This is a genomic window from Mucilaginibacter sp. (assembly GCF_041663085.1).
Classification (GTDB): domain Bacteria; phylum Bacteroidota; class Bacteroidia; order Sphingobacteriales; family Sphingobacteriaceae; genus Mucilaginibacter.
Map to the genome: position 1 here is coordinate 20,002 of NZ_JBAZRC010000011.1, position 20,632 is coordinate 40,633.

At 42.6% G+C, this 20,632-nt stretch carries 20 protein-coding genes; 11 read left to right on the forward strand and 9 right to left on the reverse strand.

Features of this window, described 5'->3' with window-relative positions:
- Positions 1–5: 5 nt before the first annotated feature.
- Both WC615_RS04615 and WC615_RS04620 read right to left on the reverse strand, forming a co-directional pair.
- Positions 6–284, reverse strand: a complete 279-nt coding sequence (locus WC615_RS04615) for an acylphosphatase (protein ID WP_372976963.1) — start codon at positions 282–284, stop codon at positions 6–8.
- A gap of 116 nt (positions 285–400) precedes the next feature.
- The gene (locus WC615_RS04620; protein ID WP_372976964.1) at positions 401–1,570 is read right to left on the reverse strand and encodes an amidohydrolase family protein; all 1,170 of its coding nucleotides are present in this window, start codon (positions 1,568–1,570) and stop codon (positions 401–403) included.
- A gap of 143 nt (positions 1,571–1,713) precedes the next feature.
- Here WC615_RS04620 and rlmN point away from each other — a divergent pair, with 143 nt between their 5' ends.
- The gene (rlmN, locus tag WC615_RS04625) at positions 1,714–2,790 is read left to right on the forward strand and encodes a 23S rRNA (adenine(2503)-C(2))-methyltransferase RlmN (RefSeq protein ID WP_372976965.1); all 1,077 of its coding nucleotides are present in this window, start codon (positions 1,714–1,716) and stop codon (positions 2,788–2,790) included.
- Between the two features lie 178 nt (positions 2,791–2,968).
- Positions 2,969–3,667 (forward strand): ComF family protein, encoded by a 699-nt coding sequence (locus WC615_RS04630; RefSeq protein WP_372976966.1) that lies wholly within the window; start codon positions 2,969–2,971, stop codon positions 3,665–3,667.
- 127 nt (positions 3,668–3,794) lie between these two features.
- Here WC615_RS04630 and WC615_RS04635 read toward each other — a convergent pair whose 3' ends face one another.
- The 3 genes from WC615_RS04635 to WC615_RS04645 all read right to left on the reverse strand — a co-directional run bounded on the left by WC615_RS04635 (position 3,795) and on the right by WC615_RS04645 (position 9,165).
- On the reverse strand, positions 3,795–6,923 hold the full coding sequence (locus tag WC615_RS04635; protein WP_372976967.1) for a PAS domain S-box protein: 3,129 nt from the start codon (positions 6,921–6,923) through the stop codon (positions 3,795–3,797).
- 8 nt (positions 6,924–6,931) lie between these two features.
- The gene (gene glyA / locus WC615_RS04640) at positions 6,932–8,212 is read right to left on the reverse strand and encodes a serine hydroxymethyltransferase (protein ID WP_372976968.1); all 1,281 of its coding nucleotides are present in this window, start codon (positions 8,210–8,212) and stop codon (positions 6,932–6,934) included.
- A gap of 203 nt (positions 8,213–8,415) precedes the next feature.
- Positions 8,416–9,165, reverse strand: a complete 750-nt coding sequence (locus tag WC615_RS04645; protein ID WP_372976969.1) for a ScpA family protein — start codon at positions 9,163–9,165, stop codon at positions 8,416–8,418.
- Between the two features lie 136 nt (positions 9,166–9,301).
- Between WC615_RS04645 and dxs the strand changes: the two genes are divergently transcribed.
- Positions 9,302–11,233 (forward strand): 1-deoxy-D-xylulose-5-phosphate synthase, encoded by a 1,932-nt coding sequence (gene dxs, locus WC615_RS04650; RefSeq protein ID WP_372976970.1) that lies wholly within the window; start codon positions 9,302–9,304, stop codon positions 11,231–11,233.
- A 99-nt stretch (positions 11,234–11,332) separates the two neighbouring features.
- On the opposite strand, the gene WC615_RS04655 is transcribed toward dxs, so the two are convergent.
- Positions 11,333–12,904, reverse strand: a complete 1,572-nt coding sequence (locus WC615_RS04655; protein WP_372976971.1) for a M20/M25/M40 family metallo-hydrolase — start codon at positions 12,902–12,904, stop codon at positions 11,333–11,335.
- Between the two features lie 111 nt (positions 12,905–13,015).
- On the opposite strand from WC615_RS04655, the gene WC615_RS04660 reads away from it, so the two are divergent.
- The 3 genes from WC615_RS04660 to WC615_RS04670 are packed head-to-tail and all read left to right on the forward strand — an operon-like array spanning position 13,016 to position 14,038.
- Positions 13,016–13,228 (forward strand): hypothetical protein, encoded by a 213-nt coding sequence (locus tag WC615_RS04660; RefSeq protein ID WP_372976972.1) that lies wholly within the window; start codon positions 13,016–13,018, stop codon positions 13,226–13,228.
- The gene (locus WC615_RS04665) at positions 13,221–13,676 is read left to right on the forward strand and encodes a hypothetical protein (protein WP_372976973.1); all 456 of its coding nucleotides are present in this window, start codon (positions 13,221–13,223) and stop codon (positions 13,674–13,676) included. The genes WC615_RS04660 and WC615_RS04665 overlap by 8 nt, the downstream gene beginning before the upstream one ends.
- 2 nt (positions 13,677–13,678) lie before the next feature.
- Complete coding sequence (locus tag WC615_RS04670) at positions 13,679–14,038, forward strand: bleomycin resistance protein (protein WP_372976974.1); 360 nt, start codon at positions 13,679–13,681, stop codon at positions 14,036–14,038.
- Here the strand turns inward: WC615_RS04670 and WC615_RS04675 are convergent.
- Positions 14,035–14,727 carry a response regulator transcription factor gene (locus WC615_RS04675; protein WP_372976975.1) on the reverse strand — a complete coding sequence of 231 codons (693 nt, stop codon included), beginning with the start codon at positions 14,725–14,727 and terminating at the stop codon, positions 14,035–14,037. The genes WC615_RS04670 and WC615_RS04675 overlap by 4 nt on opposite strands.
- Positions 14,728–14,827: 100 nt before the next feature.
- A complete protein-coding gene (locus tag WC615_RS04680) occupies positions 14,828–16,654 on the reverse strand; it encodes a sensor histidine kinase (protein WP_372976976.1) in 1,827 nt (608 codons plus the stop codon).
- A 135-nt stretch (positions 16,655–16,789) separates the two neighbouring features.
- Here WC615_RS04680 and WC615_RS04685 point away from each other — a divergent pair, with 135 nt between their 5' ends.
- On the forward strand, positions 16,790–17,326 hold the full coding sequence (locus tag WC615_RS04685) for a hypothetical protein (protein ID WP_372976977.1): 537 nt from the start codon (positions 16,790–16,792) through the stop codon (positions 17,324–17,326).
- A gap of 103 nt (positions 17,327–17,429) precedes the next feature.
- On the opposite strand, the gene WC615_RS04690 is transcribed toward WC615_RS04685, so the two are convergent.
- Positions 17,430–17,792 carry a DUF3127 domain-containing protein gene (locus WC615_RS04690; protein WP_067059154.1) on the reverse strand — a complete coding sequence of 121 codons (363 nt, stop codon included), beginning with the start codon at positions 17,790–17,792 and terminating at the stop codon, positions 17,430–17,432.
- Positions 17,793–17,876: 84 nt separating this feature from the next.
- Here WC615_RS04690 and WC615_RS04695 point away from each other — a divergent pair, with 84 nt between their 5' ends.
- The 4 genes from WC615_RS04695 (at position 17,877) to WC615_RS04710 (ending at position 20,622) form a co-directional block, all read left to right on the forward strand.
- Positions 17,877–19,052 carry a class I SAM-dependent RNA methyltransferase gene (locus WC615_RS04695; protein WP_372976978.1) on the forward strand — a complete coding sequence of 392 codons (1,176 nt, stop codon included), beginning with the start codon at positions 17,877–17,879 and terminating at the stop codon, positions 19,050–19,052.
- Positions 19,049–19,540 (forward strand): hypothetical protein, encoded by a 492-nt coding sequence (locus WC615_RS04700; protein WP_372976979.1) that lies wholly within the window; start codon positions 19,049–19,051, stop codon positions 19,538–19,540. The genes WC615_RS04695 and WC615_RS04700 overlap by 4 nt, the downstream gene beginning before the upstream one ends.
- Positions 19,541–19,673: 133 nt before the next feature.
- Complete coding sequence (locus tag WC615_RS04705) at positions 19,674–19,913, forward strand: helix-turn-helix domain-containing protein (protein WP_372976980.1); 240 nt, start codon at positions 19,674–19,676, stop codon at positions 19,911–19,913.
- Between the two features lie 64 nt (positions 19,914–19,977).
- A complete protein-coding gene (locus WC615_RS04710; RefSeq protein WP_372976981.1) occupies positions 19,978–20,622 on the forward strand; it encodes an HD domain-containing protein in 645 nt (214 codons plus the stop codon).
- Positions 20,623–20,632: the final 10 nt, after the last annotated feature.

The window sequence follows — 20,632 nt, forward strand, 5'->3', positions numbered from 1 at the left end:
ATGGTTTATGAACTCTTTTTTACTATCTCAAAATTACGATAGTTTTTCAATTCGCCCTCGCGGGTTTCAACACTGGCTATAACGGCATGTTCGGCACCTTCGTGGCAATACTCCAAAAACATTTCCATCATTAAATCGTCAGCTTCGGCTTCAATAAATACATCGCCGTTGGGCTGGTTTGCTACAATACCTTTTACGCCTAGCTGGTCGGCAACGGCTTTTGCACCGGCCCTGAAATATACGCCCTGTACTTTGCCCTTTACCGTAATATCAAGATGTTTCATTTAACTGGAAAGTGGTTGATTATGTTTACCGGTGAATACATTGTAAAAACGCACACACCTTATATTTTATTGGATACAAAAATAAGGTAATCCAACGCAATCAACCTAATCAATTATTAAACCAGCTTTTTAACCTTTGTGTCGGCGGTTAGTTTAAAGCCATCCATGCCGGTAATAAGGTTAAGTCCGGGCGTTTTACCAGCCTCAATAGTCCCTTTTTCATCATCAATACCTAAAAATTGCGCACCGTTAATGGTACCCCATTTTAACAGGGTATCAATATCGATAGACGGGAAGTGCTGCTGTATAGTTCGCATTTCGCTTAAAATGCACAGCTTATTGTTAGAGGCAAGGCTATCGGTGCCCAGGGTAATGTTGAGTCCCTGGTTTATAAAAAGCTCTATTTTGGGTAAACGTTTTTCAATATAGATGTTGGCATTAGGGCAAAAGCACCAGTTCACCTTACGATCAAACCGTTTGATAAAATAAATATCCTTTAAGTTGGTGCAGGTATTATGTACCAGCAATACCTTTTGCCGGTTGGTTAACAACGGGATAATTGATTGCAGGGAATTACGCGCCTGCGGCCTGAAGTAACCAATATCAACCCCTAAATGCTTATACAGATCAATAAACCCGCCTAATTTATAGCGGTAAAATTTATTCTCGTCTTCGCACTCCTGGTTATGGATACTTAGGAGGTTAGTGCCGGTTTCGCAATGCTGTTTGATCAGCTTAAATAATTCTTTAGATACCGAATAGGGCGCGTGCGCGGTTATTGATGTTGATTGCGGTTTAAACTCTTCGGCCGTAGCAAGGGCTTTATTAAAAAGCTCTTCGGCATTTGCGGGCAAAAACCCCAATATTTCAATAAACGTATGATAATATAACTTGCTTTTTGCTTTGATGGATGCAGTGATACTGTTGTTAGAAATATCGCCAACGGCCACTATCCCATTATCATACATCTGCTGATCGGCTGCTTGCGCTGCCGCCAGTATTTCGCCCGGCTCGGCGCTTCTGAAAGAGAGGATGTCTTTTATAAAATTGATTAGCCCACCACCGGCACTTATTTTATCTTTCATGTGCGAAAGCTCGGTATGGCAGTGTGTATTTATAAAGCCGGGAACAATTATACCGCTTACGGTTTCGATGGGGGTTTGTGTTGGGGGGGCACTGTCGTCAGTAACTGATATGATCTTCCCAGAGTCATCTACAGTAACAATTCCATTCTTTACAGGATCGGCACAAATAGGGTAAACGTAATCGGCTTTAAAACTTTTCATTAAATATAACTTAGCATCAGCAATGTTTTTTTTAAATCCAATCCCTCATTAAATACAATTAACCTTTAGTTATTGTTTTTAATGTTAGAAAAGAATGACTTTAAAAAAAGAACAGAATTTTTAAATTTAAGTACTTTTGCAACGTGAACAACAAAAAAGATAAAATTGATATCCGCAGCTTAAGCCTCGAAGCTATACAGCAGCATTTCATCAGCATGGATGAAAAGGGCTTTAGAGCTAAGCAGGTGTACGAATGGCTTTGGGAAAAATCATGCGTCTCTTTTGATGAAATGAGCAATATTTCAAAAGAACTTCGTACTAAACTTGATGAAAAATTCGTAATCAACAACGTTAAAATAAATACTTCACAGGTTAGTGCTGATAAAACTATAAAAAATTCTTTTATATTACATGATACTCACTTAATTGAGGGTGTTTTAATTCCAACAACCGACAGAATGACAGCCTGTGTGTCGTCTCAAGTGGGTTGCAGCCTTACTTGTAAGTTTTGCGCTACGGGATACATGGACCGCAAACGCAACCTTAACCCCGATGAAATTTACGACCAGGTGGTGCTTATAGACAAACAGGCTCGTGAGAACTACGGCATCCCGCTATCAAATATTGTGTACATGGGTATGGGCGAGCCTTTGCTGAATTACGCTAACGTAATGAAATCGATAGAGCGCATTACGGCAGAAGATGGACTTAACATGTCGCCCAAACGTATTACAGTATCAACCGCAGGTATTGCCAAAATGATCCGCAAACTGGGCGACGACCAGGTGAAATTTAACCTGGCACTTTCCCTGCACGCCGCTAACGACGAAAAGCGCAACACAATAATGCCTATAAACGAGCAAAACTCGTTAAAGGCTTTAGCCGATGCTTTAAAATACTACTACGCCAAAACCAAAAATGCTGTAACCTACGAGTACATTATTTTTGACGGTGTAAACGATAATATACAGGACGCTATGGAACTGGCAAAATTTTGCAAGCACCTGCCCTGCAAGGTTAATATTATTGAGTACAACCCAATATCAATGGCGAGCTTTATCAATGCCGGTGAGGATAAGGTAGAGGCTTTCGCCGATTATTTGCGCAGCCATGGCATAAACACCAACCTGCGCCGCAGCCGCGGTAAAGATATTGATGCCGCTTGCGGACAGTTAGCTATAAACGAGAAGGAAAAAGAAAAAGAAGGCATTACGGAGTAGAAGCTTTATTGAACATATTGGTGAGTTGACTCACCCCTCCCCCCCTCTCTGCAGCGCAAGAGGGGGCTTTTTTTATTTTCTTTACCCTCTCTTTACGCAGAAAAAGTCGACCAGTAAACGGTAGTAAGGGCAAGTAAAGTTATTGGACTATTCAATAATTTCTCACTACCTTAAACCCATGCAAGCCTTCCGCACTTATCTGGCCGATTTTGTTTCGCTGATATTCCCTCAGCTTTGCCCGGCCTGCCGCGCCAGCCTGATGGCTAATGAGGATATTTTGTGTACCGATTGCCTGTACAACCTGCCATTTACCAATTTTCATCAAAAGCCCGATAATATTGTTGCCCGTCAGTTTTGGGGTAAATTAAATATTGAAGGTGCTTATGCTTTGTATTATTTTAACAAGGGCGGCAAGGTGCAGAATATGGTACATGAATTTAAGTACAACGGTATGCAGCATATTGGAAATTTGTTGGGTAATATGGCAGGGAAACAGCTAATACAAAACCCGGTGTTTACAACAGTTGATTACATTATCCCGGTGCCTCTTCATCAAAAACGTTTAAAAACACGGGGGTATAACCAAAGCGCCTGCTTTGCCGAAGGCCTGGCAACTTCGCTAAGCGGTATTGTTGAATTAAACAACCTGATACGTACCGTAGCTACCAAAACACAAACGCATAAATCGCGCTTTGCCAGGTTTCAAAACATGCAGGAGGTATTTGCTGTTGCCCGCCCAAAAGTTTTAGAGAATAAGCATGTTTTATTGGTTGATGATATCATCACTACCGGATCGACGCTTGAAGCCTGCGGGATAGAATTACTTAAAGTACCGGGCCTAAAGTTGAGTATTGCTACGATAGCGTATGCAGAGTAAGTTTAATTTGTCATCCTGAGCGAGAGCGAAGGATCTATTAGTGAACTTTGCATGTCGGGGGTTAGATGCTTCACTATCGTTCAGCATGACAGGTATATATTAGGCCCCCCATCAGCCATTCACCAGCCTATTGTTTCTGATACCGGCTCAGTTTTTCGAAAAGGGTTGTAGGGTCGAATGGTTTTAGGATGTAATCGTTCATGCCGGCATCTTCTATCTGGCCCATTTGGTTGCTCAGCATAGATGCAGTTAAGGCAATAATAGGTAGTTTTTGGAAATAAGCATTGGTTTTTGAACGGATTATACCGGCGGCTTCAAGCCCGCCCATAACAGGCATATGGATATCCATCAATACAACATCAAAGTTTTGATGCGCTTCAAGCTTATCAATGGCTTCCTGTCCATTCTCGGCAAAATCAGCAGTAGCGCCCCATTTTTTTAGCACCTTATTAATAAGGAGCCTGTTTATTTGGTTATCATCAACTACCAACACATTAATATTTAATCCTGTATCCACTTTGTTATTGTTATTAATTGCATGGCCAACCACCTTATTAAAGGTAATTGTGAACCAAAATATTGAACCTTCGCCGAGCACACTGTCAACATTTATACGCGAGTCGTGCAGCTCTATTAAACGTTTGCTAATGGCCAAACCTAAACCTGTGCCGCCGTAATTACGGGTAGTATCAGCCTCTGCTTGCTTAAACGATTCAAATATGGTGTTTAATTTGTTCTCGGCAATGCCAATTCCGGTATCTGATACACCAAAACGTATACGTACGGAGTCATCATTTTGTTCAATTACCTTTAAATCTATGTTTACACCGCCCTGGCTGGTAAATTTAACAGAATTACTTACCAAATTCAATAAAATTTGAACAAGCCTGGCCCTGTCACCAATAACAAGGGCCGGGATATCCGTATCAACACTCTGTGTAAGATAGATATTTTTCTCCTGTGCCTTATATTTCATGGAGCCTATAATGCTCTGTATCATCTCACGGATATCTATCCGGGCTTTTTCCAGTTCGATGTTTCCTGTTTCAATTTTCGTAAAATCCAGCACATCGTTTATCAGGGTCATTAAATTCTCGGCCGAGAATTTAAGTATACTCAGGTTCTCTTTTTGCGATTCTAACGGATTACCGTCAAGCAACAGGTGCGACATGCCAATAACTGCATTTAACGGCGTGCGTATTTCATGGCTCATCACGCTGATAAACATATCTTTGGCGCGGCTTAACTGCAATGCTTCCTCTTTGGCTGATATCAATTCAAGCTCGGCTTTCTTCTTAGCAGTGATATCAATAATGGTTTCAATGTATTTATCAACCTTGCCGCTATCGCCTATAATTACCGAGTTGATCACCGAGATCCATAGCGGCTGCCCATCCTTGCGGTATATCAGCAGGTCAACCTCGAACGATTGCTTTTTCTCTGATAACTCACGCGCTTTTTGTATAATAGCTACGTCAGTAAGTTCGCCCTTCAGCGAATCGCCCAGGTGCTTATCTTTTACATCATTTAAAGTGTAGCCGGTTATATGCTCAAATGCATTATTCACCCATTCAACCTTACCATCGCTATTATTTATTACAACACCGCTGGTTGTTTTACTGGCTACAAGGGATAGCATAGTCAGTTCTTCTTCCGTTTTTTTACGCCCGGTAATATCAACCATTACACCTATCTGGCGCTCAACGTTACCTACCTCGTTAAACAGCGGGCTGTTTGATATAAATACCCATGCGGTAGAACCATCTTTCTTATATATCTTTATCTCAATCTCATAAGGTTTGTTTGCCTTAACAGCCTGTACAGCACTTTCAAAAACCGCCATGTCTGTTTCTTCGCCAATTAGTTTATTGCCTACAGTTTGGCCTTTTAGCTCCTCAAAAGAATAGCCTATGATGTGCTCCATGGATTCATTCATCCAAATAATGCCACCCTTACTGTCGCGTATCATGATACCGCTTGGCGATTTGCGGGCGGCAAATGAGAGTATCTCTACATCCTGCTCGGCCTGCTTACGCTTTGTGATATCAATAATAATGCGGATAGATTTTTCTATGGCTCCATCAGCGGTGTAAGTAATGGAGTTTGTTACCGAGATCCATAAAGGGCGGCCATCTTTACTTATCATAGAAAGCTCAACCTCGTACGATTGGTTGTTCTTACGGGCATCTATCAGCATCTGCTCTGCCTCGGCATCTTTGGGTTTCCCCTTTAAAACCTCGCCCAAAAATTTGCCTGCTACATCCTCCAGTGTATACCCGGTAATGTTTACAAATGCATCATTTATCCACACTACCTCATCGTTGGCATTGCTGATAACAACTCCGTTTTTTATTTTGCTGGCTACCAGCGACAGCTGCTTGGTTTCGTTTATCAATTTTTGTTGAAAGGTGGTATCGCGACCGCTGGCATACCACTTGCCTGCACGGTTAATGGCAGTCCAACTGATGTGTTTTACCTCGCCTGTGCGGGTTACCGTTTCTGTCTCCAAATCAAAGGGCTTTTGCGACCTTATGGCCTCTTCAATAAGCGGCACAAATTGTTCGCGATTGCGGCCGGCAACAAAACCCCACAACGATTTACCTATAGCCTGCTCCGGCGTATACCCCAAAATAGGTTCAACAGCATTATTAATGGTTTCTATGTTTGAGTCGGCGCCTGCTATAAAGTGGATTTCGGAAGAGCTGTTGAACAGGTTAGAAAACTCTTTATGAATATCCAGGCTTTTCTCCAGTTCCTTTTTTTGCTTACGCAGCGTAAGGTGCGACATCACCTCATCAGCCAGTGTACGCAATGCGTCGCGCTGCTCATTGGTAAGCTTGCGTGGCATCAGGTCAATTACGCAAAGCGATCCCAGGCGGTACCCTTCAGGGTCTATCAACGGCGCACCGGCGTAAAACCTTACGCCATCTGCTGTATCAACAAAAGGGTTGTTTTTTAACTGTTCGTTCAACAAAGCGTCAGGCACCTCAAAAACCTGGTCGCCTTGTATGGTATAATTACAAAACGCCTCGTTACGGGGCGTTTCGGTAATATCAAGCCCTACTTTTGATTTAATCCATTGCTTATCATTATCAATTAAGGTTATCAAAGCAATGGGTGCCTGGCATATATAGGATGCCAGGCGGGTTATGGCATCATACTCTTTCTCGGGCAACGTGTCAAGTACGTCGTATGAATTTAGTGCCTGGAGGCGCCTACTTTCAACATCCAAAGAGTTTTCCTGCCTTATCCCCATCTACTATATTAGTCTTTATCCCTATACAACGGGAAATCTTCCATCAATTTATGAACCTTTTTACGGATTTTCTTGATAGAAGTTTCATTTTCCGGATCGATTAATACAGCATCTATCAGATCAACAATAGTTTCCATATGTTTCTCTTTTAAACCGCGCGTTGTAATAGCCGCTGTACCAACACGTATGCCCGATGTTACAAATGGCGATTTATCATCATAAGGCACCATGTTTTTGTTTACGGTAATATCAGCAGTAACCAACACATTCTCGGCAGCTTTACCGGTTATATTTTTGTTACGCAGGTCAATAAGCATCAAATGGTTATCGGTACCGCCCGATATAATGTCATACCCCCTGGCAACAAATGCTTTTGCCATGGCAGCAGCATTTAGTTTTACCTGGGCAATATATTTCATGTAGCCATCGGTTAAAGCTTCGCCAAAGGCAATTGCTTTAGCAGCGATGATATGCTCTAATGGGCCACCCTGTGTACCCGGGAACACGGCCATATCTAACAAGGCTGACATCATTTTAACCTCGCCTTTTGGTGTTTTTAAACCCCATGGGTTTGCAAAATCTTTCCCTAAAAGGATAAGGCCGCCACGCGGGCCGCGTAATGTTTTATGTGTAGTAGTGGTAACAATGTGGCAATGCGGCAGTGGGTCGGTTAATAAACCACGGGCAATTAAACCTGCCGGGTGGCTTATATCTGCCAATACCAAAGCGCCAACTTTATCGGCCACCTTACGGATAAAAGCGTAATCCCAATCGCGCGAGTAAGCCGAAGCACCACAGATAATCAGTTTTGGTTTTTCGGCCAGGGCAACTTTTTCAAGCTGTTTGTAGTCGATAAGACCGGTTTCTTTTACAACACCGTAAAAATGCGGTTCGTAAAGTTTACCAGAGAAGTTAACGGGCGAGCCATGTGTTAAGTGGCCTCCATGCGAAAGATCAAACCCTAATATTTTATCGCCGGGGGTTAATACGGCAAGCATAACCGCCGCGTTAGCCTGCGCACCGCTGTGTGGCTGCACGTTTGCCCATTCGGCATTAAACAGTTGTTTGGCACGCTCAATAGCAATAGTCTCAATTTCATCAACAACCTCGCAACCACCATAGTAGCGCTTGCCTGGTAAGCCTTCGGCGTATTTATTGGTTGCAACAGAGCCTGCTGCTTCCATTACCTGCTTGCTTACAAAGTTTTCTGATGCAATAAGCTCAATTCCTTCTTCCTGGCGTTGCTGCTCTTCGTCTAACAGCTTGAATATTAATTTGTCTCTTTTCATTGTTGTGTGTAAAACGGTGCTAATTTAGATATTAGATATAATAAATTGGCTTAAAAAAACCACTTATTTAATGAGCGGTGCTTAGTTATTATGCATACATAATTGTTTTGGCGTTGCCTGCGGCCGGGCTATCCGTTCATACTGCACAGGCCTTAGCCACTGGCCGGTATCCACTCCTATCCCTAACGCGAATTTGCAAATTCTTATAGCTCTCCCCTCGGTGCTATCCAAAAGTTATTATATCCCAATCCTATAGTTATATCTATCATTTCCTGTTGAAGCATCTCCAGAACGGCTAAAAAATTGTATACAAAGTGCACCTTGTTCTCGCTGTTGCCGGCAATGTTCTTAAAATCCATTTTTTTATTGATACGCAGCAGGTTGTTTATGGCTTCCTTCTGCTTTTCGATGGTGTATGGGTATTGCACAACGGTATGGTGCACCTCTTCAGTGCGGGTCATGTACTGGCGCATCATGCGGTTATACACCATCATTAGCTTATACAGGTTCAGTTCAGATAGCTCCTCGCCGGGCACGGTCACTTTTTCCACCTGCTCCAGGTCGGCCTTAATGTTGCCTCGTTTCTCCTGTTTAAAGCGTTCGTCCTCATAAGGCCGCAGTTCGTCGCAAAGCACTTTAAATTTCTTGTACTCGATGAGTTTACGGATCAGGCCCTCTTTGGTATCCATCTCATTCTCCTCTTCGCCGGTATTGTGGCGGGGCAGCAGCATTTTGGCCTTAATGCGCATTAGTGTGGCTGCAACAAAAATAAACTCGCTGGCCAGTTCCATGTTAAGCACCGTCATCTGGTGAATATAATGCAGGAAATCGTCGGTTATTTTGGCAATGGGGATATCATGGATATCCAGTTCATCCCGCTCGATAAAAAATAGCAAAAGGTCAAAGGGGCCTTCAAACTGCGATAACTTTATGGAGAACCCATCTTCGGTCATGTGTCAAAAATACAGCTATTTACGATTTAAAAAATTATAAACTAATAAAATCAAAACAATAATTACCTTTAATATATTCCAATTATTAGTAATTAAATAGCTTACTTTGTAGGTTATAACAGAGTGAATATCATACATGCAGGTAACCGCCGGTGATTTATTAAAACGCATCAACTATCCTTCTGATTTAAAGCAATTTAAAGAAGACGATCTTGAGCAAATTTGCAACGAGCTACGCCAGTACATTATTGATGTAGTATCGGTAAACGGAGGGCACTTTGCGGCCAGCCTGGGCACTGTAGAACTTACCGTTGCCCTTCAATACGTATTAAACACCCCTTACGACCAATTGGTTTGGGACGTTGGCCACCAGGCTTACGGCCACAAAATACTTACGGGCCGCCGGGAAAATTTCCACACCAACCGTGTTTACAAAGGTTTAAGCGGTTTCCCGAAACGCAGCGAGAGCATCTTTGATACTTTTGGCGTAGGGCACTCTTCTACCTCTATATCCGCAGCTTTGGGTATGGCTGTTGCATCGCAATACAAAGGCGAAACCGACCGCCAGCACGTAGCCGTTATTGGCGATGGCGCCATGACAGCGGGTCTTGCTTTTGAAGCATTGAACCACGCGGGAATAGAAAACTCGAATATTTTGGTGATCCTAAACGACAACAATATGTCGATAGACCCAAATGTAGGGGCGCTGAAAGAGTATTTAACAGACATTACCACCTCAAAACCATACAACCGTTTCCGCGATGATATTGCGACCGTTCTTACCAAAATATCATCAATGGGGCCTGATGCTTTTAAATTTGCTAAAAAGATAGAGAAAAGCATAAAAGGCACCCTGCTTAAACGCAGCAACTTTTTTGAGGCGCTTAAATTCAGGTATTTTGGCCCGGTTGACGGCCACGATGTTAAACACCTGGTTAAGCTACTACAGGATCTGCGTGATATCCCCGGACCCAAATTATTACACTGCGTTACCGTAAAAGGTAAAGGTTATGCCCTGGCCGAAAAAGACCAGACCAAATGGCACGCCCCCGGCTTGTTTGATAAAATAACCGGCGAGATAAAGAAGACAAAACATGATAAGCCACAGCCTCCTAAGTACCAGGATGTTTTTGGCCATACCATTATTGAACTTGCCGAACAAAATTCAAAAATAATGGGCGTTACCCCGGCTATGCCATCGGGTTGTTCATTAAACCTGATGATGAAGGCTATGCCTAACCGTGCTTTTGATGTGGGTATTGCCGAGCAGCATGCCGTAACATTCAGCGCAGGGCTGGCTACACAGGGCTTAGTACCTTTTTGTAATATATACTCCAGCTTTATGCAACGGGCGTACGATCAGGTAATACATGATGTAGCCATACAAAAGCTAAATGTTGTTTTTTGCCTTGACCGTGCCGGTTTTGCCGGTGCCGATGGCGCAACACACCATGGCGCTTATGATTTGGCTTATATGCGCTGCATCCCTAACATGACGGTATCTGCCCCCATGAACGAGGAAGAACTGCGTAACCTAATGTATACGGCACAACTGGATAATATGGGGCCGTTTGTGATCCGTTACCCACGCGGCAACGGTGTTATGGTTGATTGGCAACGCCCTCTAAAATCCATCCCGGTTGGCAAAGGCCGCATAGTATGTGATGGTGAGGAAGTTGCTGTTCTTTCTATCGGCACTATCGGCAACGAGGCTGTAACGGCTATTGCCCGGCTAAATGCACAGGGCTATTACCCCGCCCACTATGACCTGCGTTTTGTAAAACCGCTTGATGAGGCTTTACTGCACGAGGTTTTCAAAAAATTCAACCACATTATTACGGTTGAAGATGGTTGCCTTGAAGGCGGTATGGGCAGCGCGGTATTAGAATTTATGGCCGATAATAAATATAAAGCGGATGTTGTACGTTTAGGCATCCCTGATAAATTTATTGAACACGGCGACCAGCCCGAACTTTGGGCCGAGTGTGGTTACGATGCTGCAGGCATTGCCGCCGAGATCAAAAAATACGCGATAAAAAGAGATAACACGCATATTATAGCGTCGTAAATCTTCAATATTTTTATAAAACAAAAGCGCCACCTGATTTTCAGATGGCGCTTTTGTTTTTAGGGATCTGGCAACTTTAAAAAATTGCCAAATCTAATATTACCTGCCAGGTGCAGCTGGCGGAGGGGTTGGCAACGCCTTGCGCGGGATCATGTCTTGTCTTTCGGAAGTGTTGTAAACAAACGATGCTACAATGGTGGCAGCTTGTTTAAGATCATCTTCGCTTAAACGGTCATAAGTATCCTGGTTACTGTGGTGGGTACGTGTACCATAATCCATAGCATCCTGTATGAACTGGAAGCCCGGAAGGCCAACTGCATCAAACGACTGGTGATCGGTACCGCCTGTATTGCTTACGGTAACAGTTGTAGCGCCAAGGTCTTTGAACGGAGCTAACCAGGCCTGGAATATTGGCCCTGCCGCGCTATCGCCCTGCAAGTATATACCACGAATTTTACCGGTACCGTTATCAAGGTTATAGTAAGCATCCAATGTTTTTTGCTCGGGTTTTAACTGCATGGTTTTAGGATCGCCGAAGTGAGCGGCCACATAACCGCGCGAGCCAAATAAGCCCTGCTCTTCGCTGCTCCATAATGCAATGCGGATAGTACGTTTCGGTTTATACCCAATTGCTTTTAAAATACGCATAGCCTCCATCATCACCGCGCTGCCGGCAGCATTATCTGTTGCACCGGTTGCAGCATGCCATGAGTCAAGGTGGCCGCCAATCATAATAACCTGCTCTTTTAGTTTTTTATCGGTGCCCGGTATTTCGGCAATAACGTTATAACCTTGCAAATCTGAAGTAAAGAACTGGGTTTTGATATCAGCTTCCAACTCCACTTTCTGCCCCGCTTTTACTAAACGTAAGATGCGTAAAAAGTCTTCGCCGCTGGTTTCCAACTCAGGCGCTACAGCTTTTGCTGTATCGGCGTATGATGCACCATTAGTTGTAAAGGTAGTACCATCGGTACCGCGGCCCTGGCTTAATATCAGGCCAACTTTTTCATCAATTAAAAACTGGCTGATAGCTGTGCGCATTGCCCTTGCTTTACGCATTGCAACAAATTGCGGCGAATTTTGGTCAAACGCCCTGCGCTGGCCGGCTGGCTGTGGCTTGGCAGCTGCCATTTCGGCTAACTGCTCGTCGGTGTAACGCTCAAGATCGGGCTTAGCCGAACGTTTTAAAGTATTTTGGGTATCAAAAATTACAATTTTACCGGCAAGTTTGCCTTTGTATTTATCCAGTTCAGCAACGCTATCAGCTTTTACCAAAATCACTTCGCCTTTTATAGCGCCGTTGGTGCCGGGTGTCCATGCTTTAGGGATAGCGATGATAGCGTGGTAATAAGGTACGGTAATAGCTGCATAGTTTTTTTGAACTTCCCAGCCTTTACCAAACTTGCCCCATGGCTCCAGTTTAGAGTTTACCATTCCCCAGGTTTTAAGCTGGTTAACAGCCCAATCCTGCGCACGTTTTAAACCCGGCGAACCTGCCAAACGCGGTCCGGAAACATCGGTTAAATAAAAAGCGGTTTTCATTACCTGCGAGTGGTTTAAGCCCTCTTCGCGGATTTTTTGAACAGCAGCCTGGTCTACAGTTTCCTGCGCAAAGGCAGTACCTGCTAAACCTGTGAGAGCCATACAAGTGTAGAGTAATTTTAATTTCATAATGAGTCAGTTAGTTTAGCACAAACTTATCTAATTAGAATTGTAAATTTCTTAAGTATGTTTTAACAAAGTTGTTACAAGTAATAATTAAGTTTGGGTTATATTTGAATTATGAGTGATTACCGTTTAGATAGAAATGCTTTTAAAGCTCAAACAGCCAAAGAAGCCGCCGACCATGATGTGTATTACGATAAGCTATCTTTAAAAGAAAGACTGAGTGTAGTTAATTATTTAAATAGCGTAGCCTATAATTATCCTGTAAACGAACCGCCAAGAATGGATCGTACTGCTTTCAGTATGAGAAGCCATATTAATAATGGGTAATATTTTCAATCAGGATTTCAGAGATTTTATTAATGCCTTTAACATTAACAATGTTCGCTACATACTTGTTGGTGGATATTCTGTAATACTACATGGCAGAAACCGAACTACAGGGGACATGGATATTTGGGTAGATCGAACCCGGGAAAACTACAAAAGAATCTATCTTGCTTTTTTGCACTTTGGCATGTCTGTTTTTGATATGACTGAAGAAAAGTTTCTGAATGATTCAAACACCGATGTATTTACTTTTGGCAGGCCGCCTGTTGCAATAGATATTATGTTAAACGTATTAGGGCTGGATTTCAATGAATGTTTTGAAAAATCTGTTTACTTTGAACAAGATGAATTACAAATAAGAACAATTCATATTAACGATCTTATTAGCGCAAAAAAGGCCTCCGGGCGACACAAAGATTTAGATGATCTAGAGCATTTAAACCCATAACGATGTTTCAATATGCCATACCCATTTTAGCTTCGTTAAACGAGGAAGCAAGCATAAAATTTTATACCGAAAAACTGGGATTTACATTTCACAACAGTTGGGATGGATACCTGATATTTAGCCGCGATGGGGTAAATATCCACATGTGGCCTTGTAAAAACCCGGAGATACCTAAGGCCACGGGCTGCTATGTAAATGTAACGGAAGTAGATAAGCTATTCGCCGAATTTAAAGCACAGGGCGTGATACATCCAAACGGCGAACTACGGGATATGCCCTGGGAAATGCGCCAGTTCAGTATATTGGATAACGATGGCAACATCATCCATTTTGGGGAAGATACATCTGGCGGGGAAGATTAATTAATCAGCAGCTTATACCCCCTGCCATGTACATTAATGATCTCTACCGATGGGTCGTCCTTTAAATACTTACGGATCTTGCTCAGGAAAACATCCATACTACGGCCGTTAAAGTAGTTATCATCGTGCCATATATTGAGTAGGGCTTCCTCGCGGGTTAGCACCTCATTTTTTTTGATGCAAAGCAAGCGCAACAGTTCGGCTTCTTTGGTTGATAGCTTTTGGATAGTATCGCCGTGGGTTATCAGTTGCGAGGTATAATCAAAATTGTAAATACCCAGTTTAAATTGCGATGGTTTATCATCCCCTTTTTTCTCGGTGGTGTCTGATCTTTTTAACAGGGCATTTATCCTGAGCAAAAGCTCTTCAATGCGAAAAGGTTTGGTAATGTAATCATCGCCGCCAAGGTTAAAGGCCATGGTCTTGTCTTCTATCATGGCTTTTGCAGTTGCAAAAATAATGGGCACTGTAGCATTTATCTTCCTGATCTCTTTCCCTAACGTAAAGCCATCCTTTTTGGGCATCATTACATCAAGTATCAGCAGGTCATATTGTTGTTTGGTATAAGCGCGCAACCCTTCATCGCCATCTTTACACAGCGTAACATCAAATTTCCCTTTTAGCTGTAGGTAATCCTGCAATAGCAGGCCAAGGTTTGGATCGTCCTCAACAAGTAATATTTTTTTCATAATTGTGACCGGATGTCGGGAACGCCGATAGTCCGTACGGTTATTTTATACTTTGTATTCACTTCCGGACTTTCCCGACCTTCGGACCTCCGGACTTATATTATGCGACAGGGAATTTCAGCTCAAACTCTGAGCCCTTATCCTTTTCAGATCTTACACCTATAGCACCTTCCAGCCTCTTTACTATGGTGTTTACATAGCTTAAGCCAAGGCCAAAGCCTTTCACATCGTGCAGGTTACCTGTTGGTATGCGGTAAAACTGTTCAAATATTTTTGTTTGCTGGTCGCGGCCCATACCTATTCCTTTATCTGCCACGCGTATTACGATATGCCCGTTTTTATTTAACGTGCTAATAGCAATCTCTGGTGTATTGGTGCTGTATTTTATAGCATTATCTATCAAATTGAACATTACATTGCTAAAATGTAACTCGTCTGCCATGATAACTGCATTTTCGGCATCTAAATTCAGCGTAACAACAGCCTGGCATTTTTGCATTTTAAGTGCCATGCTATCCAGCACAATGGTAATCATTTCATTTACATCAAGCGGCTTTTTATCCAGCTTAAAGTCGTTCTTTTCTATACGGGCAATATTCAGTACGCGTTCTATATGGCTGCCCAGGCGTACGTTCTCTTCATAAATAACACTGGCCAGGCGTGCAACGCGCGTTTTATCCTGGGCTATCTCATCATCCTTTAACGCCTCGCTGGCTATCATAATGGTTGATACCGGGGTTTTAAACTCATGTGTCATGTTGTTAATGAAGTCTATTTTCATTTCAGAGATCTTCTTTTGCCTTAGTATAGAGAAGATGGTATAACCGAAACAAAATATCAGTACAAACAACAAGCCGCCTGTAGTACCAATGGTAGCCGTCATGTTGCCCAATATGAATGAGCTTTTTTGCGGAAAGGTTATTTTTATCTTACCGGGGTCGTTTATCAATTCATTACTAAAAATAACCTTCTGGTATGTGTTTGCCGGTATAAATTCGGGCTTGGTACCCTTGGTATCCAGCGCGCTCGAGAAGATCAGCGAATCGCTGTTGGCAGTGCTCACCTCATAGCTAACCGGCAGGAATATGCCACGGTTGTGCAATTCAAAACGCAATAACGAATCAATCCAAAATCCATTTAAACGTTTCACCAGCGGCTCGTCAGATTTTCGGTACTCTTCGGCAAGGTTCTCAATTACATTTGGTTTTTTAGCATTCTGCGGTGCATTCTCCAACGAATCGGCCTCCAGCATTTTTTTAACCTGTTTAAATTGCCTTTCTTTTTGCAAACGCTCCTGCTCCTGTACCCATAACGGGTTTAGGTTTGCTACAGATATGATCTGCCTGCCAAACTGCGGATCCATATACGTGTAACGCAGGGTATCATATTTATGCAGCTTTTGCTTAAACGGCCGCGGTGCCGACTTTACTATCTCGGGGATAAAGCGGCCATGTACTTCGCCAAATTCATCGGTGTATTCTTCAATACGTATGCGCAGGTTAACCGAGCCTTGCTGCACTAAAGAGGCCAGCTCATCATCCATTTTTTTATGCATGATCATGCGCTTCAGGCTATCACGCAGCATGGCCAGCTTGCGCTCGCGGCGGGTTTGCTTTTTCTTAACAACGGCAGGGCCGTCAATAATACTTTTATTTCCGTTGATGCTTATTTCGGTTTTCTTATCATCAAGGTCAGTTGATCTTAACTTATAGATATGCGACTCCTGCGACTTCGCATTCAAAAAGTTAAGGGCATCCTGCTTCATGATTTTTGACGCCACATTGTTTAATGCCTCGTTAACCGACCGGTTAAAAAGCTCGGATTGCATTTGGTATGATTGCCGCAAAAAATATAATTGCATAACAACCACCCCCAAAAGGGCAAAACCCATTAAACCAATAATAAGCCCTATGCTTCTTTTTTTCATGCAACAACAAAAATATTTTAAATTATACGAGAATAATGGCTTTTAACAATTTTTAACAATTTACCTTCGTTAGATTAAGCTACTGATTAGCAAGAGTTTTTAAATTTGCGTCACCACCTTAAATCAGCATATAAAATGAAAAAAATTATAAAGCCCAACTTCGAGTTTATATTCTCGGTTGCTTTGATAGCCATATTAGGCCTGCCACCTTTGGTAATGGCAAAGGCATATAAAAATATTGATTCAAGATCTGCTATAATACCCCCTGTCGATCTAAAAAAAGATCAGGATATGTTAAAACAAACCAGCGAAGCCATCAGAGCTGGTTTTGCCCACGGCGATATTACAGCTATAATGAGTTACCATCACCCTGATGTAGTTAAAGCACTTAACTACACATCTTATTCGAACGGGCGCGAAGCAGTAAAGGCCGATCTGCTCAAAACACTCAACATATACAACCTGGAATTTTCAAAAAACAAGGTCGAAAGCCTTTTAATAAACGGGGATACTGCTGTAGAGCAAACACTATTTACAATAAAAGGCACGCCCAAAAGCGGTGGTGAGCCTTTTGTATTTGAAGGCCGCGCAATGATCATTTATATCCGTTATAAAGAAAGCCCAACAGGCTGGGCAACCATTCGCGAAATAATACAACCGGCAACTAAATAGCCAGGTAACCAACTAAACAAAAAAGGCCTTTCTAAAAATTTAGAAGGGCCTTTCATTTTATGTCTAAATAAATGCACTCAGTTTCGCAACTGTATACAAGGTCTTAAAACGGCAGATCGTCGTCTTCAGGGGCTGAGCTGATATCCGCAGGTGCCGCGTATTCTGGGGCAGAGCTGCTGCCTGCGCCACCTAAAGCGTTAACTTTCCATAATTGTAAAGAGTTAAAGTAAGTTTTTTTACCTGTTTTGTCCGTCCATGGGCGGCCGCGCAGGTTAAAAAACACTTCTATATCATCGCCTACCTTAACGTTATCCAATAAATTGCAACGATCCTGTATAGCTTCAAACTTTAAATACTCGGGATATTGTGGGTTCTCGATGTACTCAAGTATCAATTCTCTCTTCTTTAACGACTCGGTAACCTGTTGGGTTGCCGATACTTCATATACCTTACCTTTAACTTCCATAATTTCAGAAAATGTTTAAAATGTAAAGTTAATAGTATGAAATTAAATAGCGGCGTATTTAATTCATAAATTCGCAAAATAATTATGCAAGTTTTCCACACTGAGAGTAAGATCATTATCACCTGCAACAAAAGGCTATCGCCATATTTGCAGCAAGAGGTTGAAGCATTAGGCTTTAAACCCACACGCGTTTTTCAAACCGGTGTTGAGTTGCTGGGTACCGTTACCGATACCATAGCGCTTAACCTAAACCTGCGCTGTGCAAGCCAGGTGTTATATCTGCTAAAAAGCTTTGATGCTGCCGACCCGAAAGCGCTGTACGACGAACTGGTACAGATTGAATGGGAAGAGTATATCGATTTTTCGGGCTACTTTTCGGTAACATCAAACGTTAACAACGAGCACATACTTACGCCGCTGTTTGCCAACGTTAAGGTAAAAGATGCTATTGTTGACAGGATAAAAGATAAAAAAGGCATCCGCCCAAACTCGGGTGCCGATGCCAACAAAACGGTTATACACCTTTACTGGCAGGACGATAAAGCCGATATATTTATAGATACATCAGGCGAAACCCTGGCCAAACATAGCTACCGTAAAATACCGGGCAAAGCCCCTATGCTTGAGGCTTTGGCCACATCAACCATTATGGCCACCAACTGGGACAGGAACAGTACGTTCATTAACCCCATGTGTGGTTCGGGCACGCTGGCTATTGAGGCCGCGCTGCTGGCTACCGATAAACATCCCGGCCTGTTCCGTATGAACTATGGCTTTATGCACATTATGGGGTACGACGAGCAGGAGTTTTTTGTAGAACGCCGTAAATTAAAGGATAAGGCTAAAAAGACCGTCGACTTTAAGATCATCGCCACGGATATATCAGAGGATGCAGTAGATATTGCCCGCAAAAACGCAAATACTGCGGGTGTAGAACATTTGATAGAATTTTACGTTTGTGATTTTGAAGATACTGAAGTGCCGGAGGATGCAGGCATTGTAATGTTTAACCCCGAGTATGGCGAGCGCTTAGGCGTACACACCAAACTGGAGATAACCTACAAACGCATTGGCGATTACCTGAAAAAGAAATGCCTGGGCTACCGTGGTTATGTATTTACCGGCAACCCCGACCTGGCCAAAAAGATAGGGTTAAGGGCTGCCCGAAAAATTGAATTTTACAACGGCAAGCTTGATTGCCGCTTATTTGAATATGAGCTGTATGAAGGCAGCAAACGCGAACCAAAAGAAACAGAATGAAGAAACTGATCATATTTGCCTTATTATTATCATCGTTTTGCGCAAACGCGCAGGAGGACCTGGCGTTCCCATTTCAGGGAGGCGCCCCGGTTATGAATACTTTTTTTAGAGATAACCTGGTAGTAAGCCCGGAAATAATAGCAAAAAAAGCAGCCGGCGTAGCTGTAATTAAGTTTACAGCAGACGTTAATGGAAATTTGTCAAAACTGGTTATTTATTACGCCGACGATTACCTGCTTACTATTCCGGCCATTGAGGCACTAAAAAAATCGACTAAAAAATGGATCATCCCTAACAAAGAGAAATTTCACGATTTTATTATCCCGTTTTCCATCAACTTTAACGACCCAACTACCAGTGTAGCCGATGTACAAAAAGCAGCGTACGATTTTTACAAAAAACGCCGGCCTATTGTAGCGCACGATCAGATCCCGCTAAATGCAGCTACTTTGCTGCCAACCGTAGTAGTGAAATACGATATACAGTAAAACAATAAAGCCGGCAAATGCCGGCTTTATTGTTTTACTACCCCGGTCACGAAAAAAAATTAACCAAAAAACACACTTCTTAAATCCGCGTTCGCAGCAATCTCGTTTATATATAAATATTCAATTGCAAAGAATGACAGATATGCTCACTTACAAGGTTAAAGCAGTTGCAAGCAACATCCGCAACAAACGCGAATCATTAAATTACACACAAGAATATCTTGCTGCCAAGCTCAGCATCTCTCAAAACGCTTACAGCAAAATTGAATTAGGGTACACCAAAATAACCGTTGAACGCCTTTTTCAGATAGCTGATATTTTGGAAACAGAACTTACAGAGCTTATAAAAACGGAAAACGCCGAGGCGGCATAACTAACTAAAAAATCAGGAAAGTAGTGCCTGTACCTATTATATTTGCACCCAAATACTGCAAATAATGAATACCCCTGATATTGTTGAAAAAACTGTAAGTTTTGTACAAGACACGCTAAAGAACGCTGAAGGGGGCCATGATTGGTGGCACATACACCGCGTTTGGACCAACGCCAAACTGATAGCCCAAACAGAAGATTGCGACTTACTTACAGTTGAACTTGCCGCCCTGCTGCATGATATTGCCGACAGCAAATTCCACAACGGTGATGAGGAAATAGGCCCTGCCACAGCAGGTAAATTCCTAAACAGCCTTCAGGCTGATGCCGGTACCGTAAACCATGTGCAGCAGATCATCCGGCACATGAGCTTTAAGGCAAGCTTTGATAAAGCCACATTTTACTCTAACGAGTTAGCTATTGTGCAGGATGCCGACCGCCTGGATGCAATTGGCGCAATAGGTATTGCCCGTGCATTTACTTATGGTGGCTTTAAGGCGAGGGAGATATACAACCCTAATATTAAGCCTAACCTAAACATGAGCAAGGAGGAGTATAAAAATACAACCGCCCCTACCATAAACCACTTTTACGAAAAACTGCTGCTGCTTAAAGACAAGATGAACACCCCTACAGGTAAACAACTTGCACAGCAACGCCATAATTTTATGGAAAGCTACCTGCAGCAATTTTACAGCGAAGTACAATAAACTAAACCCC